This window comes from Vibrio sp. 2-1-2a (assembly GCF_032648565.1).
In the GTDB taxonomy this organism is placed as follows: domain Bacteria; phylum Pseudomonadota; class Gammaproteobacteria; order Enterobacterales; family Vibrionaceae; genus Vibrio; species Vibrio diabolicus.
Genome location: NZ_WBOH01000002.1, coordinates 256,666 through 273,757, shown reverse-complemented (window position 1 = coordinate 273,757; position 17,092 = coordinate 256,666). Strand labels below are relative to the sequence as shown.

At 45.4% G+C, this 17,092-nt stretch carries 17 protein-coding genes; 4 read left to right on the top strand and 13 right to left on the bottom strand.

Annotated features, from left to right (window positions below):
* Nucleotides 1-106 precede the first annotated feature (106 nt).
* Nucleotides 107-2,809, top strand: coding sequence for a bifunctional acetaldehyde-CoA/alcohol dehydrogenase (gene adhE / locus F7Y48_RS05875; protein ID WP_012841564.1), 2,703 nt, complete (start codon nt 107-109; stop codon nt 2,807-2,809).
* 141 nt (nt 2,810-2,950) lie between these two features.
* Here adhE and F7Y48_RS05870 read toward each other — a convergent pair whose 3' ends face one another.
* From F7Y48_RS05870 to sodB, 3 genes are all read right to left on the bottom strand, one after another.
* The gene (locus tag F7Y48_RS05870) at nt 2,951-3,634 is read right to left on the bottom strand and encodes an SDR family oxidoreductase (RefSeq protein WP_046874522.1); all 684 of its coding nucleotides are present in this window, start codon (nt 3,632-3,634) and stop codon (nt 2,951-2,953) included.
* A gap of 191 nt (nt 3,635-3,825) precedes the next feature.
* A complete protein-coding gene (locus tag F7Y48_RS05865; protein ID WP_316682302.1) occupies nt 3,826-4,329 on the bottom strand; it encodes a VC2046/SO_2500 family protein in 504 nt (167 codons plus the stop codon).
* 155 nt (nt 4,330-4,484) lie between these two features.
* Complete coding sequence (gene sodB, locus F7Y48_RS05860) at nt 4,485-5,069, bottom strand: superoxide dismutase [Fe] (RefSeq protein WP_005396533.1); 585 nt, start codon at nt 5,067-5,069, stop codon at nt 4,485-4,487.
* Between the two features lie 285 nt (nt 5,070-5,354).
* Between sodB and F7Y48_RS05855 the strand changes: the two genes are divergently transcribed.
* Both F7Y48_RS05855 and F7Y48_RS05850 read left to right on the top strand, forming a co-directional pair.
* Entirely contained in the window at nt 5,355-5,690 is a 336-nt protein-coding gene (locus F7Y48_RS05855) for a Grx4 family monothiol glutaredoxin (protein ID WP_017635833.1), read from the top strand.
* Nucleotides 5,691-5,764: 74 nt separating this feature from the next.
* A complete protein-coding gene (locus F7Y48_RS05850) occupies nt 5,765-6,394 on the top strand; it encodes a DsbA family protein (RefSeq protein ID WP_005396534.1) in 630 nt (209 codons plus the stop codon).
* A 75-nt stretch (nt 6,395-6,469) separates the two neighbouring features.
* Here the strand turns inward: F7Y48_RS05850 and F7Y48_RS05845 are convergent, their stop codons facing one another.
* Nucleotides 6,470-7,795 carry a Na+/H+ antiporter family protein gene (locus F7Y48_RS05845; protein WP_005396535.1) on the bottom strand — a complete coding sequence of 442 codons (1,326 nt, stop codon included), beginning with the start codon at nt 7,793-7,795 and terminating at the stop codon, nt 6,470-6,472.
* A gap of 28 nt (nt 7,796-7,823) precedes the next feature.
* On the bottom strand, nt 7,824-8,468 hold the full coding sequence (gene rnt, locus F7Y48_RS05840) for a ribonuclease T (RefSeq protein ID WP_012841569.1): 645 nt from the start codon (nt 8,466-8,468) through the stop codon (nt 7,824-7,826).
* 263 nt (nt 8,469-8,731) lie between these two features.
* Between rnt and motY the strand changes: the two genes are divergently transcribed.
* Nucleotides 8,732-9,613 (top strand): flagellar protein MotY, encoded by an 882-nt coding sequence (gene motY, locus F7Y48_RS05835; RefSeq protein ID WP_012841571.1) that lies wholly within the window; start codon nt 8,732-8,734, stop codon nt 9,611-9,613.
* Nucleotides 9,614-9,733: 120 nt separating this feature from the next.
* On the opposite strand, the gene F7Y48_RS05830 is transcribed toward motY, so the two are convergent.
* The 8 genes from F7Y48_RS05830 to rsxB all read right to left on the bottom strand — a co-directional run bounded on the left by F7Y48_RS05830 (nt 9,734) and on the right by rsxB (nt 17,090).
* Nucleotides 9,734-10,168 carry a DUF2753 domain-containing protein gene (locus tag F7Y48_RS05830; RefSeq protein ID WP_005384886.1) on the bottom strand — a complete coding sequence of 145 codons (435 nt, stop codon included), beginning with the start codon at nt 10,166-10,168 and terminating at the stop codon, nt 9,734-9,736.
* Nucleotides 10,169-10,318: 150 nt separating this feature from the next.
* Nucleotides 10,319-10,735 (bottom strand): lactoylglutathione lyase, encoded by a 417-nt coding sequence (gloA, locus tag F7Y48_RS05825; RefSeq protein ID WP_005380739.1) that lies wholly within the window; start codon nt 10,733-10,735, stop codon nt 10,319-10,321.
* Between the two features lie 32 nt (nt 10,736-10,767).
* Nucleotides 10,768-11,409 carry an endonuclease III gene (gene nth, locus F7Y48_RS05820; RefSeq protein WP_005396542.1) on the bottom strand — a complete coding sequence of 214 codons (642 nt, stop codon included), beginning with the start codon at nt 11,407-11,409 and terminating at the stop codon, nt 10,768-10,770.
* 64 nt (nt 11,410-11,473) lie between these two features.
* The gene (locus F7Y48_RS05815) at nt 11,474-12,166 is read right to left on the bottom strand and encodes an electron transport complex subunit E (RefSeq protein WP_316682291.1); all 693 of its coding nucleotides are present in this window, start codon (nt 12,164-12,166) and stop codon (nt 11,474-11,476) included.
* Entirely contained in the window at nt 12,166-12,798 is a 633-nt protein-coding gene (gene rsxG / locus F7Y48_RS05810) for an electron transport complex subunit RsxG (protein WP_182036419.1), read from the bottom strand. Before rsxG ends, F7Y48_RS05815 begins: the two co-directional genes overlap by 1 nt.
* 7 nt (nt 12,799-12,805) lie before the next feature.
* Nucleotides 12,806-13,852, bottom strand: coding sequence for an electron transport complex subunit RsxD (gene rsxD, locus F7Y48_RS05805; protein WP_182036420.1), 1,047 nt, complete (start codon nt 13,850-13,852; stop codon nt 12,806-12,808).
* The gene (rsxC, locus tag F7Y48_RS05800) at nt 13,852-16,485 is read right to left on the bottom strand and encodes an electron transport complex subunit RsxC (RefSeq protein ID WP_316682288.1); all 2,634 of its coding nucleotides are present in this window, start codon (nt 16,483-16,485) and stop codon (nt 13,852-13,854) included. Before rsxC ends, rsxD begins: the two co-directional genes overlap by 1 nt.
* Before the next feature lie 8 nt (nt 16,486-16,493).
* Nucleotides 16,494-17,090: an electron transport complex subunit RsxB gene (gene rsxB, locus F7Y48_RS05795; protein WP_005396655.1), complete on the bottom strand. Its 597-nt coding sequence runs from the start codon at nt 17,088-17,090 to the stop codon at nt 16,494-16,496.
* Nucleotides 17,091-17,092 lie beyond the last annotated feature (2 nt).

The following is a 17,092-nucleotide window of genomic DNA, read 5'->3' as shown; positions in this document are numbered from 1 at the left end:
AATTTACTAAGACGTTTGTTTTCTAAGTGACTGATAAACAGTAAAAACGATAAGTAATAGCCTTAGTAAAAAGTTTTTAATATTTGTTAATTTTAGGAGATTCCCTATGCCTGTAACTAATATGGCTGAACTAGATGCAATGATTGCTCGCGTTAAGAAAGCGCAAGAAGAGTTCGCTACTTACTCTCAAGAGCAAGTAGACAAAATCTTCCGTGCAGCATCGCTTGCAGCTAACCAAGCCCGTATCCCGCTAGCTCAACAAGCGGTTGAAGAATCTGGTATGGGTATTGTTGAAGATAAAGTAATCAAGAACCACTTCGCTTCTGAGTTTATCTACAACAAATACAAAGACGAACAAACGTGTGGCATCCTAGAAGAGGATGACAACCTAGGTACTATGACTATCGCTGAACCTGTAGGTATCATCTGCGGTATCGTACCAACGACTAACCCTACATCTACAGCGATCTTCAAATCTCTAATCTCTCTGAAGACTCGTAACGGTATCATCTTCTCACCACACCCACGTGCGAAAAACTCGACTAACGACGCAGCGAAACTGGTTCTAGACGCAGCAGTAGCAGCGGGTGCACCAAAAGACATCATCGGTTGGATCGACCAACCTTCTGTTGAGCTTTCTAACGCTCTTATGAAACACGATGACATTGCTCTTATCCTTGCAACTGGTGGCCCAGGCATGGTTAAAGCAGCTTACTCTTCTGGTAAACCAGCAATCGGTGTAGGTGCAGGTAACGTTCCTGTTGTTATCGACGAAACTGCTGACATCAAACGTGCAGTGGCTTCTATCCTGATGTCTAAGACTTTCGACAACGGCGTAGTATGTGCTTCTGAGCAGGCTGCAATCGTCGTTGACGAAGTGTACGACGAAGTAAAAGAGCGTTTTGCTTCTCACAAAGCTTACGTACTAAGCAAAGCAGAAGCAGAAAAAGTTCGTAAAGTTCTTCTTATCGATGGCGCGCTAAACGCGAAAATCGTAGGTCAGCCAGCAGCGGCAATCGCTGAAATGGCAGGCGTTAAAGTTCCAGCAGACACGAAAGTCCTTGTTGGTGAAGGTCTAGGTAAAGTGTCTCACGATGACGCATTCGCTCACGAGAAACTATCTCCAACTCTAGGTCTATTCCGTGCTGACAACTTCGAAGACGCGGTTGCTCAAGCGGTAACTATGGTTGAGATTGGTGGTATCGGCCACACATCTGGTCTTTACACTAACCAAGATACTAACGCTGACCGTATCCGTTACTTCGGTGACAAGATGAAGACAGCTCGTATCCTAATCAACATCCCGACTACTCACGGTGGTATCGGTGACTTGTACAACTTCAACGTTGCGCCTTCTCTAACTCTAGGTTGTGGTTCATGGGGTGGTAACTCTATCTCTGAGAACGTAGGTCCTAAACACCTAATCAACAAGAAAACTGTAGCGAAGCGAGCTGAAAACATGTTGTGGCATAAACTACCTAAGTCAATCTACTTCCGTCGTGGTAGCCTTCCAATTGCTCTAGGCGACCTAGAAGGTAAGAAACGCGCATTCTTAGTAACTGACCGTTTCCTATTCAACAACGGTTACGCAGATGACGTAGTAAGCCTACTGAAAGCTCAAGGCATGGAAGTTCAAACATTCTTCGATGTTGAAGCTGACCCAACGCTTTCTGTAGTAGAGAAAGGTGCGGCTCAAATGGCTAGCTACCAACCAGACGTTATCCTAGCGCTAGGTGGTGGTTCACCAATGGATGCTGCGAAGATCATGTGGGTAATGTATGAGCACCCAGAAACTCACTTCGAAGAACTAGCAATGCGCTTTATGGACATCCGTAAACGTATTTACAAGTTCCCTAAAATGGGTCAAAAAGCTGAGCTTGTATGTATCACTACAACTTCAGGTACTGGTTCAGAAGTTACACCATTTGCGGTTGTTACTGACGACAAGACTGGCGCTAAATACCCACTAGCTGACTACGAAATCACGCCAAACATGGCTATCGTTGATGCTAACCTAGTGATGAACATGCCTAAGTCTCTAACAGCATTTGGTGGTTACGATGCAGTAACTCACGCTCTAGAAGCTTACGTATCTGTTCTTGCGAACGAATACTCAGATGGTCAGGCCCTACAAGCACTTAAGATGCTAAAAGAATACCTACCTTCAAGCTACGCGAACGGCGCTAACGACCCAATCGCTCGTGAGAAAGTACACAACGCAGCAACTATCGCTGGTGTGGCATTTGCTAACGCATTCCTAGGTGTTTGTCACTCAATGGCGCACAAACTAGGTGCTGAGTTCCACATTCCACATGGCCTAGCAAACGCATTACTTATCTCTAACGTTGTACGTTACAACGCGAACGATAACCCAACTAAACAAACTGCGTTCTCTCAATACGACCGCCCACAAGCACGTCGTCGTTACGCTGAAGTTGCTGACCACTTAGGTCTAAGCCAAGCTGGTGACCGTACTGCTCAGAAAATTGAACGTCTACTAGCATGGTTGGATGAGCTAAAAGTGAACCTAGACATCCCAATGTCTATCCAAGCGGCTGGCGTAGCTGAAGCAGACTTTATCGCGAAACTTGATGAGCTAGCAGTTGAAGCGTTCGATGACCAATGTACTGGTGCGAACCCTCGCTACCCACTAATTAGCGAACTTAAAGATGTGTTAATGGCTTCTTACTACGGTAAAGCATTCGTTGAAGGTGAAACTTTCGAAGGTACAACAGTTATCAAGAAGAAAGCAGACCAAGAAGCAGCGAAAGCGGCGCCTAAAGCAAAGAAAGAAAAAGCTGACGCGTAATTAAGAGTCGTGTGAGTAAGGTTTTCGCTAGCACGAAACCTTAACCGGGAAAAAGTAAAGCCCCAGTCATTTGACTGGGGCTTTTTTTGTTGAAAGAGTTGAGTAATAGCGATCCCTTGACGCAACAAACACGTTGTCCATTCATACTTCTGTAGCAACCACTCTGCCACTAAAATACTCATTTGATACGATATATGCGGTATTGCGAACCAATTCATCTTGGATCTCGGCCCAGTGTCTTTCGTTAAGTTCTTCTCTTGTATGGTTTACCGAAGGAATGACGCCACCCACCCGAATATTAAATGGAGTGAGCTCTTTTGCCCAGCTGTGAGTAAAACCTGACACCAAAGCAGCCATGCTTTCGACTCCCGTTAAATCTTCATGGCTGTCATGGGAAATGACGTTAACAATTACCCCTTTCTTATTTCTAGCGCGAAATCGTTCGGCTCCCACTTGGCCATAGGTGTAGAGGAAACGCGCTGCAGAAGACAAGTGATCAATGTAAGTACTCATAGGTTCGGGAGCCATCAAGCCTGGCATGGGAGAGCTCGTCCAGCAATTGACTATCACGTCTGGTGTCGCACGCAGCTGCGATTCTATTTGATCAAACAGTAAGTTAATGGACGTTGTGTTATCACTGCACACATTCATCGCATAGACTTTATCTGTGAAGGCACTAATCTGCTCATAGCTCGCTTTTAGAGCGCTAGAGTTTTGGTCACAAAGAATCAACGTCGCTCCAAGGTGAGCAAAGTGACTAGCACAAGTCCTTCCTATAACAGAACCTGCAGACGTGACGAGAATAATTGATTCTTTAATATCCATAACACCTTCACTGTATCCCTGTGTGAAAAAAATACACCAGTGGTTTGTGCTATTAGCATGGTTGAAATTAGAAAGGCTCAGTGTGAAAGACTTCAAACTAACGCTTTTGGATGAGGACTATTGTGCGGTAATTTGTAAGGCGTCACATTTCTGACTGTGGATACTGCAAGCTGTTGGTTGAACAATGATCTCTATACTTGCAGTTGAATTTGATACTGACGTTGAGCCGTCACTAGTTGATTGTATAGCCCTGCATCTGGGATGAGGTTTTTGTTGCGCTCGCCCAATTTGCGTCGCTCATGACCGGATAGGTTGTGATAAACGTCTTCAGGAAGGTTAAACGTATCTTCCGGCAAGTAGGTCAGGGCGCCTGGTTTCAAGTAGTGACTCAGTTTCGCTGAGGGTAGACCTGCACCGTGGAATTGTTTTGCTTGTTGTGCTGCTAGCTCATAGCTGCTGCTATCAGAACGAAGAGCTTGAGGCGTTGACAATTCAAGTTGTTGGCGGAGTATATCATCGCTAGTGGCTACTTCTTTGATTTCCTCTACAGGTACAACGTCGCGTACATCGTTAGAAAACATCGACAAAATCAGTGCAAAATCGGCACGACGTCCTTCGTGGACTGCATGGTTGATACCATTGCCGAACTGAAGTTCGTTAATAATTGCCGCTTTGTCTAAAGTATGAATTTGCATGATGTTCCTCGCTCGATGCCATTTTAACGGCGTGTCTGAGAAGAACTTTAGGAAAAAGAAGAGATTAAATTGGAGTTTTAAGCGAAAAATAAAAAGCTCGCTGGTTCAGCGAGCTTTTAAAATAAGACTAAATTGAACTTAGGGGGGAAGTAAAATTACTTCGCTAGGTTCTCAGCTACGAAGTCCCAGTTTACAAGTGCCCAGAAGCCGTTCATGTAGTCAGGACGTACGTTGCGGTAATCAATGTAGTATGCGTGTTCCCATAGGTCAACAGTTAGAAGTGGTGTTGTGCCTTCTTCTGTTAGAGGAGTAGCTGCGTTAGAAGTGTTAACGATCTCTAGAGAGCCGTCAGCTTTCTTAACAAGCCAAGTCCATGAAGAACCGAAGTTGTTGATTGCTGAATCAGTAAACTTCGCTTTGAATTCTTCGAAAGAACCGAATGCTGCGTTGATTGCGTCAGCAACTGCGCCAGTTGGTTCGCCGCCCGCGTTTGGAGCAAGACAGTGCCAGTAGAACGTGTGGTTCCAGATTTGCGCTGCGTTGTTGAATACGCCACCAGTAGAAGTCTTGATGATCTCTTCTAGAGTTTTGCCTTCGAACTCAGTGCCAGGGATAAGACCATTTAGCTTAACAACGTATGTGTTGTGGTGCTTACCGTGGTGGTAGTCTAGAGTCTCTGCTGAGATGTGTGGTTCTAGTGCGTCTTTCGCGTAAGGAAGAGCTGGTAGTTCAAATGCCATTACTCGATTCTCCATTGATTTGAAAGGATGACCTTTCGATTGCTTCCAGTGTTTTTTTATAGCTATGTAGCCTTTAAGGCTGACTTGCTAAGTATTTTAGCAAGTTTTTACTTTATTAAAACCCCGATATGAAAATATTTTAAGGGGTTAGCGGCTGTGAAGTGCTGAATTGCTCGCCATCAAGCAACCTGAATTTAAGCCTTATTAATTATATGGTTTTTATTCTGTCGTTATTGAGTAGAATGTGGCAAATAAACAAAGTTCAAACCCATGAATGAGGAAGCGATGGAAACTATCGACAAAATCAAACAGCAGATCTCTGAAAACTCAATCCTGCTGTACATGAAAGGATCACCGAAACTGCCAAGCTGTGGTTTCTCTTCTCAAGCGTCACAGGCTCTAATGGCATGTGGTGAGAAGTTCGCTTACGTAGACATTCTGCAAAACCCAGATATCCGTGCTGAGCTACCAAAGTACGCACAATGGCCAACATTCCCTCAACTATGGGTTGAAGGTGAGCTTATCGGCGGTTGCGACATCATTCTAGAAATGTTCCAAAAAGGTGAACTTCAGCCTCTAATCAAAGAAGCTGCAGCGCGCGCTGAAGATCAAGCTGAGTAATTCGTAAATACTCACATTTAGCGATAGAATACGAAGGAGCCGTACTGGCTCCTTTTTCTTTTTAGGTTAGTGGAATGAACATAAAGCTTTACTACGTGCATGACCCAATGTGCAGTTGGTGTTGGGGTTACAAACCGACGCTTGATAAATTGAAACAGCAACTGCCAGGCGTTATTCAGTTTGAGTATGTGGTGGGTGGTCTTGCGCCAGATACTAGTTTGCCGATGCCACCAGAGATGCAACAAAAACTCGAAGGTATTTGGAAGCAGATTGAGCGTCAGTTGGGCACCAAGTTTAACTACGATTTCTGGAAGCTTTGTACGCCAGTAAGAAGCACTTACCAATCTTGTCGCGCAGTTATCGCAGCGGGCTTTCAAGATTCTTATGAGCAGATGCTAGAAGCGATTCAACATGCGTATTACTTACGTGCGATGCCTCCCCATGAAGAAGCAACTCACTTGCAGCTAGCTAAAGAAATTGGTTTGAATGTTCAGCAGTTCAAGAACGATATGGACGGCTCTTTCTTAGAAGGTGTGTTCCAAGATCAACTGAGTCTTGCAAAGAGCCTAGGCGTGGATTCTTACCCTAGCTTGGTTCTTCAAATTAACGACGCTTATTTCCCGATTGCCGTGGATTATCTGTCAACAGAGCCTACCTTGAAACTGATACGTGAGCGTATTATTGACAATATGCCAGCGCAATAATCGCGATTTCAAATAACAAAAAGCCGCTCAATGAGCGGCTTTTTCGTAACTAAGTATATCCATCAAACAACGGTACTAAAGCACCATTGCAGCAATCCAACCAAAGATGATCAGTGGAATGTTGTAGTGGATAAAGGTTGGAACAACCGTTTCCCAAATGTGCTCATGCTGACCGTCGGCATTTAGACCAGATGTAGGGCCTAATGTCGAGTCGGACGCTGGAGAACCAGCATCACCCAAAGCGGCAGCAGTACCAACTAGCGCGATTGTTGCCATTGGCGAAAAACCAAATGCCAACGCGAGTGGAACGTAGATTGTCGCCAAGATTGGAATGGTTGAAAACGATGAACCAATGCCCATTGTTACTAGCAGGCCAACGATCAGCATCAGTAGTGCTGCAAGCGGCTTATTATCACCAATGCTGGTAGAGAGAGACTGTACTAATGTCTCAACGCCACCTGTTTGCTTCATTACCGCAGCAAAACCTGCGGCAGCGATCATGATGAAACCAATCATAGCCATCATATGCACGCCTTTTGTGAAGACATCGTGCGTTTCTTTCCAGGCAATCACACCGCCAAAAGTAAACACCATAAAGCCAGCTAGAGCACCAATAATCATTGAGCCAGTGTAAAGCTGAACACCCAATGCGGCGACAATACCAAGAGCGGCCACCAAGATGTGCTTTTTATTGATAGCATGATCTGTCTCGTGAACGACAGTCAACTCCGTTTCTTCGTAGATGCGCGGTTTACGGTAGCTAACAAAGATCGCCAGCAATAGACCAAACAACATACCAGCACCTGGCAGTAACATTGCCGTTGGAACTTGGCTTGCAACCACGTTTTCCAAACCGTTGTCATGTAGGTTCTTTAATAGAATGTTGTTTAAGAAAATACCGCCGAAACCAACAGGTAAGATCATGTAAGGTGTGATTAAACCAAAAGTAAGAACACACGCGACCAAACGTCGATCGAGCTTAAGTTTCGCGAATACGCCCAAAAGAGGTGGAATCAAAATTGGAATAAAGGCGATATGGACCGGAATTACGTTCTGAGATGACATAGTGACAAGAACGAGCGCGACTAACACCGCGTACTTTAACCCGGTAGTTGACGCCGAGTTTTCTTTACCATTTAAGCGCTTGATAACACTTTTTGCCAGTAGGTCCGTGATGCCAGATTTAGAGATAGCAACGGCGAAAGTACCTAACATTGCGTAGCTTAGAGCGATAGTCGCACCGCCACCTAAACCACTTTCGAACGCGGCAACTGTGTCTCCAAGGCTCATGCCTGCGACAAGGCCACCAACGATGGCACTAAACGTGAGGGCAACCACCACGTTTACGCGCATCAATGCTAACACGAGCATGACGCACACTGATATAACGACAGGATTCATACTTTTCCTAATATGTTGTGTTTACTTATTATTCTTCGTCAACAAGCGGCCAACCGCCGAGGGCCTTCCATTTGTTGACAATGCCGCAGAATAATTCTGCTGTTTTTTGTGTATCGTAAAGCGCTGAGTGTGCTTCACGATTATCGAATTCCATCCCGGCCGTTTTGCATGCTTTCGCGAGAACCGTTTGACCATAAGCAAGGCCACTCAATGTTGCCGTGTCAAAAGTAGCAAAGGGATGAAAAGGGACTCTTTTTAGTTTACAGCGCTCATTGGCTGCATTTACAAAACCTAAGTCGAATGCTGCGTTATGGGCAACCATAATTGCGCGCGAGCAATCTGCGGCTTTTTGTTCTTTGCGAATAAGTTTATAAATCTCTTTTAACGCTTCTTGCTCAGAAACTGCACCACGAAGAGGGCTATATGGGTCACGAATACCATTGAATTCTAGCGCTTCTTTTTCTAAGTTAGCGCCCTCAAATGGCTCAACATGAAAATGAATGGTGGAGGCCGGATGCAACACGCCATCTTCGTCCATTTTTAACGTAACGGCGCAAATTTCTAAAAGTGCATCAGTTTGAGCATTGAAACCAGCGGTCTCAACGTCTACTACCACAGGGAAATAACCACGAAAGCGTTTTTTCAAGGTCAGAGCTTCATTTTCTATTGTCATGTCGGCTTATTTTTGTGTGACGAAGGCTGCATTATTGCAGATTATACCGACGAGAAAAACCGCAATTTAGGAGAAAAACGGAATTCTATTTTGCATCTCATCAATACGCTCGATCGCATTTCGGGTGATTGAGTTACCATGATTAACGTTAATCGTAATATCACGACATTTCGCACGTTGGCGAGGTTTTTGCATGCCAGGTGAAGTGGTTCTATTGATTCAAATTGACGGCAACAGACTGCCGTTTAAGAGACAGTACTTAGATGAAGAAATGGCTGATTACTAGTGGCGTTGTATTTTCGTTGTTTAGCACAAGCAGTTTTGCTGTGATGGGCAAACGTTATGTTGCCACTCCACAGCAATCTCAATGGGAAATGGTGGTCAACACACCGTTAGAATGCCAACTTGTTCACCCTATTCCAAGTTTTGGAGATGCGGTATTTTCATCTCGTGCGAATAAAAAAATCAATTTAGACTTTGAGTTAAAAATGCGTCGTCCGATGGGAGAAACACGTAACGTCAGTCTCATCTCTATGCCGCCACCTTGGCGACCAGGTGAACACGCCGATCGAATTACAAACCTAAAGTTTTTTAAACAGTTTGATGGTTATGTCGGAGGGCAAACAGCATGGGGCATTTTGTCTGAGCTGGAAAAAGGGCGTTATCCGACCTTTAGTTATCAGGATTGGCAGAGCCGAGATCAGAGAATTGAAGTCGCATTGTCATCCGTGCTGTTTCAAAATAAGTACAACGCGTTTAGCGACTGTATTTCCAATTTATTGAAATACAGTTTTGAAGACATTGCCTTTACGATTTTGCACTACGAAAGACAAGGCGATCAGTTAACCAAGGCTTCCAAAAAGCGTTTATCACAAATTGCAGATTATATCCGACATAATCAAGATATCGATCTCGTGCTGGTGGCGACGTACACCGATTCAACCGATGGCAAAAGTGCGAGTCAAAGTTTATCTGAGCGACGTGCAGAGTCACTTCGTGATTATTTTCAGTCTCTAGGGCTACCGGAAGATCGAATTCAAGTGCAAGGGTACGGCAAGCGTCGTCCTATTGCTGATAACGGTTCGCCAATAGGAAAAGACAAAAACCGCCGAGTCGTAATATCACTCGGGCGAACCCAAGTCTAATGCATATAAAAACGCCGAAGCTCAAAGCTTCGGCGTTTTTGATTTACTGACGTTGTTAATAATATTTTAATGGGATTTTGCCAAGTACCTTTCGGTGATTCCGGCTGTATAATTTGGATGTTAGTTTAATCGGAATTTGGCAATGACTTCGCAATTGGTTGCGGTATCTATTTTTTCAACCTGTTTGGCAATAGCCGGATTAGGATGACGTTTCATGAAGTCTATTAATGCTTTAGTGCAACATCCTATTGAGTCGATAAAGCTTGCACATTCTTTATTTGGGCATTGTGGGATGAGTGTTAAGACTTTCTCTGAAGCCAGCTGAAGGTATTTGAGTTCATAGTCAGTGTCTCCGGCCCAACGCCAGAACTGAGCTAAGTTATGACAAGAAATCACAGAAATTAATAATCGCTCGTCTGCTTCAATTTCCACACATTCGCTAATATCTTCACTCAGGCTTAGGGCTTGCTGGTAATGAAGAATGCTGCGAACAGGGTCATCTAGTTGAAGTGCCGTATCGGCTAGAAGTGTGTGTTTTTCCCATTCACTGATCATTATCGTAATCCCGCATCTCGAAGTTGCGAACAAATCTAAACGATAATTATTATCAAGTAAAGTGTTTTGTTTATAAAAGGACAGGCAGATCGCAGACCTGCCTGTAATCGATGTTCAACTTGCAGTACAAGTGATTATTAGTAGTGCCGCTTAGCCTTCAAGACCAGCTGAAGCTTGCTTGTTTTGGATAAGCTCAATCATATAACCATCTGGGTCTTTTACGAATGCAATGTGCGTGCTTCCGCCTTTTACTGGACCTGGTTCACGCGTCACATTACCGCCCGCCGCTTTGATAGCGTCGCAAGTTGTGTAGATATCATCAACACCAATGGCGATATGACCAAAAGCAGTACCTAGGTCATATTCAGTTTTACCCCAGTTGTAAGTTAGCTCGATCACAGCACCTTGGGATTCGTCACCGTAGCCAAGAAACGCCAGTGTGTATTCGTACTCTTTATTCTCGTTCGTACGAAGCAACTGCATGCCCATAACTTCAGTGTAAAACTTGATGGATTTGTCTAGATCACCTACGCGAAGCATAGTGTGGAGAATTCGACCATTTGACATTTTTTGCTCCTAGCTTTGATTTTCAAATAGCGTTAGCTATCTGGATATACTTTCTCTTTATATTCGCACAAATCTTCAATAATGCAGCTACCGCAGCGAGGCTTTCTCGCCAAGCACGTGTAGCGGCCATGAAGAATGAGCCAGTGGTGCACATCGAGTTTGAACTCTTTTGGCACAACTTTTAATAGCTTTTGCTCGACATCATCAACCGTTTTGCCCATTGCAAACTTAGTACGATTCGACACGCGATAAATGTGCGTATCGACGGCAATGGTTGGCCAACCAAAAGCGGTGTTGAGCACGACGTTTGCGGTCTTGCGACCTACGCCTGGTAGCGCTTCTAACGCTGCACGATCTTCAGGAACTTCACCATTGTGTTTTTCCAACAAGATCTTACAAGTCTTGATAGTGTTTTCTGCTTTTGAGTTAAATAAACCGATGGTCTTTATGTATTCTTTTAAGCCATCAACTCCCAAATCGAGAATACTTTTCGGTGTATTAGCGACAGGGAAAAGCTTGTCGGTGGCTTTATTGACACTTACATCGGTTGCTTGCGCTGATAGTAATACCGCGATTAGCAGTTCAAAAGGGGAGCTCCAGTTAAGCTCAGTTTGAGGATTCGGATTGTTTTCTCGTAATCGCTCAAGAATTTCGATTCTTTTTATTTTGTTCATTGCTGACTTCCAATACCGTCTCTGCGGTTTATGAAAAAGGCTCCTATGACAGAGCCTTATTTTGTTATGCGTTGGTGACGCGAGCACGTTCTATGGTTGGTTTTTCTTCTTTTGGTTGACGTGCCTGGACTGAATTATCGATGACATTTTTAAGCGCTATCAACAGACCAACACCGATAAATGCACCGGGTGGAAGAAGCGCTAGCAGAAAGCTGTTGTCAAATTGGAAAACTTGAATGCGGAGAGCGGATGCCCAGTCTCCTAATAGCAGGTCTGCCCCGTCGAATAGTGTGCCATTACCAATTAACTCACGCATGGCACCTAGCACGACCAAAACGCTTGTCATACCAAGACCCATCCATAAACCGTCTAATGCTGCAGGCGCAACATCATTTTTTGAAGCGTATGCTTCAGCTCGACCAATAATGATGCAGTTCGTTACAATCAGAGGAATAAAGATACCAAGAGACAGGTATAAACCATACGCATAGGCATTCATCAATAACTGAACGCAGGTAACAAGTGAGGCAATAATCATCACGAATACAGGAATGCGGATCTCTTTTGGTACGTAATTACGAATAAGAGAAACCGTGACGTTGGAGCCGACCAGCACTAATAAGGTTGCAATACCAAGACCTAAGGCATTGGTTATTGTGGAAGAAACCGCTAGTAGTGGACACAGACCCAGCAGCTGTACGAGAACAGGGTTATTACTCCACATACCGTTTTTCATCAGCAATTTATTCTCATTCATTACTGCTCTCCTTCACAGCCCAAAGGCTGGCTAAGAATGTCTTCACGAGATTGGTTTACGTAGTTAACGGTATTTCGCACCACTTTTACGACGGCTCTAGGTGTGATCGTTGCACCAGTAAATTGATCGAAATCACCACCATCTTTACGAACTTTCCATGAGTTCCAGTTACTTTCCGTGACTTGTTTGCCCGTAAAGCTCAGGATCCAGTCGGTGACACGAAGATCAATTTTATCGCCCAGGCCAGGGGTTTCTTGATGGCTTAAGACGCGTGTCCCCAAAATATTGCCCTGATTGTCAATCCCAGTAATAACTTTTATCTCACCATTGTAGCCATCTGGCGCGATGGATTCTATTGCGATTGCTGTCGGTTCATCATTCTTCGTGGCGAGGTAGGCTGGCATCGCACGTAATGTCCCCAGTTCTGGTGACGTGACCATAGTGCAGGCTTGCGTGAGTGCGTTGTCATGCATGTTTTCTGGAATGACTTGATTCAAAACAGAAAGCAATTGTTGTTGTTCTTGTATCTTGATTTGGTCTTTTGTTAGGTACTGAGTAAAGGCGACTAATCCGGTTGTTGCACAGGCAAAGATCGCAAGTGTCAGACCATTTTTTCTAATAGCGGTTAACATGTTTACCTCAGTGACCGTAAGTTCTAGGTTTGGTGTAGTAATCGATCAGTGGCACACACATATTTGCAAGTAACACTGCGAATGCAACACCATCAGGGAAGCCGCCCCAACTGCGAATGATAAAGACCAAAGCACCAATAAGCGCGCCAAAGATCAAACGTCCTTTAACGGTTGTCGACGCCGACACGGGATCGGTTGCAATAAAGAATGCGCCAAGCATGGTTGCACCTGATAGCAAGTGGAAGATTGGCGACGCAGTTTCCCCTGGGGTGAGTAAGCTGAACACGAGGCTAAATAGCGTCAGGCTCACTAGGAAACCTGCTGGGATATACCACTGGATGATGCGTTTTTTGATCATCACTAAACCACCAAGTAAGTAGGCAAGATTTACCCATTGCCAACCAATGCCAGCTAAGCCATCGAATATTGGCTGCGACAGTACTTCGCTTGGGGTTGCACCTGTATGAATACCAGTTTTAAATGCATCAAGTGGTGTCGCCATTGTCACGCCGTCAACCCCCGTTCGAACTTGCTGAAGCGATAAGCCGTCGTAATCATAGCCCGTAAAAATTAAAGAGAGTGTATCTGCAAAATTTACGTGATCAGGTATGAGTGACGTCGGGGCACTCCAACTCGTCATTTGCACTGGGAATGAGATCAACAAGATCACATAAGCGACCATGGCAGGATTGAATAAGTTTTGACCAAGGCCACCATATAGGTGTTTAGCGATTACGATCGCGAAAATAAGTCCGATCACCATAATCCACCACGGAGACCATGGTGGGATAGCCACGGCTAATAACCAAGCGGTAACGATCGCACTGTTATCACGTAGTGCTCGCATCGGCGAACGTTTACGGAAGACCATAACTAAGGCTTCAAGTGATACAGCGACTGCGATGGCAAAAATCAGCTGAATAAGCGTTCCCCACCCAAAGAAGTAGGTCTGAGCCGCTAAACCTGGGAGAGCACAAAGTGCCACCCATTTCATTAAGTCAGGTGTACTACGACGGCTGTGGGTATGCGGTGAACTGGCAATAAAAAACGACACTACTCGTTCTCCTCAGTATTATTTTTATTAGCTTCTTGCTGCGCTTTGCGAGCCTTCGCGCGCGCAATAGCAGCAGCGACAGCCGCTTTTTTCGGATCTTCAGTTTGTTCAGCAGGCGTTTCAGCTTCTACCGTTTCGGCTGGTTCTTCTTGCTTAGCTTTACGCGCTTTGGCACGCGCAATAGCCGCAGCGACAGCCGCTTTTTTCGGATCTTCAGCTTGTTCAGCAGGCGTTTCAGCTTCTACCGTTTCGGCTGGTTCTTCTTGCTTAGCTTTACGCGCTTTGGCACGCGCAATGGCAGCAGCAACCGCGGCTTTCTTCGGATCTTCAGTTTGTTCATCAGGCGTTTCAGCTTCTACCGTTTCGGCTGGTTCTTCTTGCTTAGCTTTACGCGCTTTGGCTCGCGCAATTGCAGCAGCAACCGCGGCTTTTTTCGGATCTTCAGCTTGCTCAGCAGGCGCTTCAGCTTCTACCGTTTCAGCTGAGTCTGCTTGTTTCGCTTTACGAGCCTTAGCGCGTGCAATGGCAGCAGCAACGGCTGCCTTCTTCGGATCGTCGGTTGGCTCAGTAGACGTTTCAGCTTCTTCAGTTTCAGTTGAGTCTGCTTGTTTCGCTTTACGCGCTTTGGCACGCGCAATGGCAGCAGCAACCGCGGCTTTCTTCGGATCGTCGGTTGGCTCAGTAGGCGCTTCTGCTTCTACCGTTTCAGCTGAGTCTGCTTGTTTCGCTTTACGAGCCTTAGCGCGAGCAATAGCAGCAACCGCGGCTTTCTTCGGCTCTTCAGCTTGCTCAGCAGACGCTTGAGCTTCTAACGTTTCGGTTGGTTCTTCTTGTTGAGCTTTTTTCGCTTTAGCTCGGGCGATGGCTGCTGCAACTGCCGATTTCTTATCATCAGCGTTGTTGTCTGGTGTTTCGCCTTGCTCTTTTTGTGCTTTACGTTCGCGGGCTAGACGTTTGCGTTCTTCGCGCAGTTTTGCCATTTCTGAGTTATCAGGTTCACTAGAGCCTGCTTTAGCGGCTGCGGCCTGTTTTGCCTTCGCTTTGGCAATGGCTGCAGCGACGGCAGGTTTCACGGCTGGCTCTGCTTTTTCTGTTGTTTCTGTCTTCTGAGCTTTCACTCGTGCGATCGCTGCTGCAATCGCATCATCACCACCAGAAGATTTCATGTCTTTACGGCGCTGATCGGCTGCTTTCTTAAAGCGATTTTCACGTTCTGCTTTTTCGCGTTCCATACGCGCTTTCTTCTCTTCAAAACGCAGCTTCGCTCGCTCCGCAGCTTCCGCTTCTTGTGCTCTGGTGCGAATTTCCGCTTTTGCTTGGCGGTAATACTGTACGAGAGGAATTTCACTTGGACACACAAACGCACAAGCACCGCACTCGATACAATCCTTTAAGTTGAGTTCTTCGAGTTTGTCATACTCTTCAGCTTTCGCATGCCATTGCAGTTGTTGAGGCAGCAGCGAAGCAGGGCAAGCTTCAGCACATTGGCTACAGCGAATGCATTCCATCTCATGTTGGTGTGGAGAGATCTCACGACGAGTCGGGGCAAGGATACAGTTTGCTGTCTTGGTAATCGGCACTTGAGAGTGGGGAAGGGTGAAGCCCATCATTGGTCCACCCATGATTAAACGTTGTAACTTCTTATCGGCTTTATAGCCAAACTCATCCAATAACGCCTGTACTGGTGTACCTAATAATGCCCAAACATTGCGTGGTTGTTTGAATGTTTTACCGGTGAGAGTCACCACGCGTTTTATCATCGGTTCACCATCGATGATTGCGCGTTTGATTGAGTAAAGAGAGCCGACATTTTGAACCAAAATACCAATATCGGCTGGAATTGCGCCGCTTGGTACTTCTTTATTGGTCAAAATTTTGATCAGCTGTTTTTCGCCACCAGAAGGGTATTTAGTCGGGATAACGCGAATAACGATATCTTTGTTTAGAGCCGCAGCTTCTAACGCTTTGATTGCCTCTGGTTTGTTGTCTTCAATGCCAATAATCGTGAGCTTTGGTGTCAGGATATGTTCGACAATTTCGATACCTTGAATAAGCTCTTCGGCATGTTCTTGCATGAGCTTGTCATCAGACGTGATGTATGGCTCGCACTCTGCTGCATTAACGATAAGAATCTCGGTACGAGCAAAGCCAGATTGGATTTTTTTTGCGGTAGGGAAACCTGCGCCACCCATACCAGAAATGCCTGCGAGACGAATAATATCGATCAGTGCGTCAGGTGTTTCTTGTTTGTAATCCACGACGGGTTTTCTGTCACACCATGTATCGTTACCATCAGGTGTAATGACCGCACAGAGTTCACTCAGACCTGAAGGGTGAGCAACGGTTCTAGGCTCAATTACGGTGATCGTACCCGATGTAGGAGCATGCACTGGAACGGTAAAACCAGTTTCGGATTGCGTTAATGGCTGACCTTTTAATACGTGGTCACCTTCGGCAACCAATAAGTTACCAGCCTTACCAATGTGCTGTTTTAGCGGTAATACAATTTCTGATGGGATAGCCGCGTGAACGAGCTCAGTTTTGTTGGACTGCTTTTTGTTTTCTGCCGGATGCACACCACCAGGGAAATCCCAAAGCGAGCCTGTACGAATTTGTTCAATCAAAGACAACATGCGAAACCTTACTTAATTGAATCTTTCACGTTCGCTGCATCGTCGGCAGCATCCGTAATGTTGAGTACTGGAATGGAGTTAAGTTGCCACTTCCAGCTTTCCGTGGTGGTTGCCACAGGAATCATTTCAATACAATCAGTTGGACATGGTGCAACACATAAGTCACACCCCGTACATTCGTCTTTAATTACGGTATGGACCGCTTTTGTACCGCCTACAATTGCATCCACTGGACACGCTTGAATACACTTAGTACAGCCAATGCACATATCTTCATGGATAAACGCAACGGTTGGAATTTTGCTGTCGAGATCGTGCGCAGATTCTTCTGGCTCAACACCCATTAAGTCGGCGAGCTTTTCGATTGTTGCCTGACCGCCAGGTGGACATTTGTTGATGTGGTCGCCATTTGCAATCGCTTCAGCATAAGGGCGGCAACCAGGATAGCCACATTGACCGCATTGAGTTTGAGGTAAGATTGCGTCGATTTGATCCACAATTGGGTCTGCCTCGACTTTGAAGCGAATAGAAGCAAAACCAAGTATCGCGCCGAAAATCGCAGCAAGAACCGCTAACGCGATGATCGCAATTAAAATCGTACTCATTG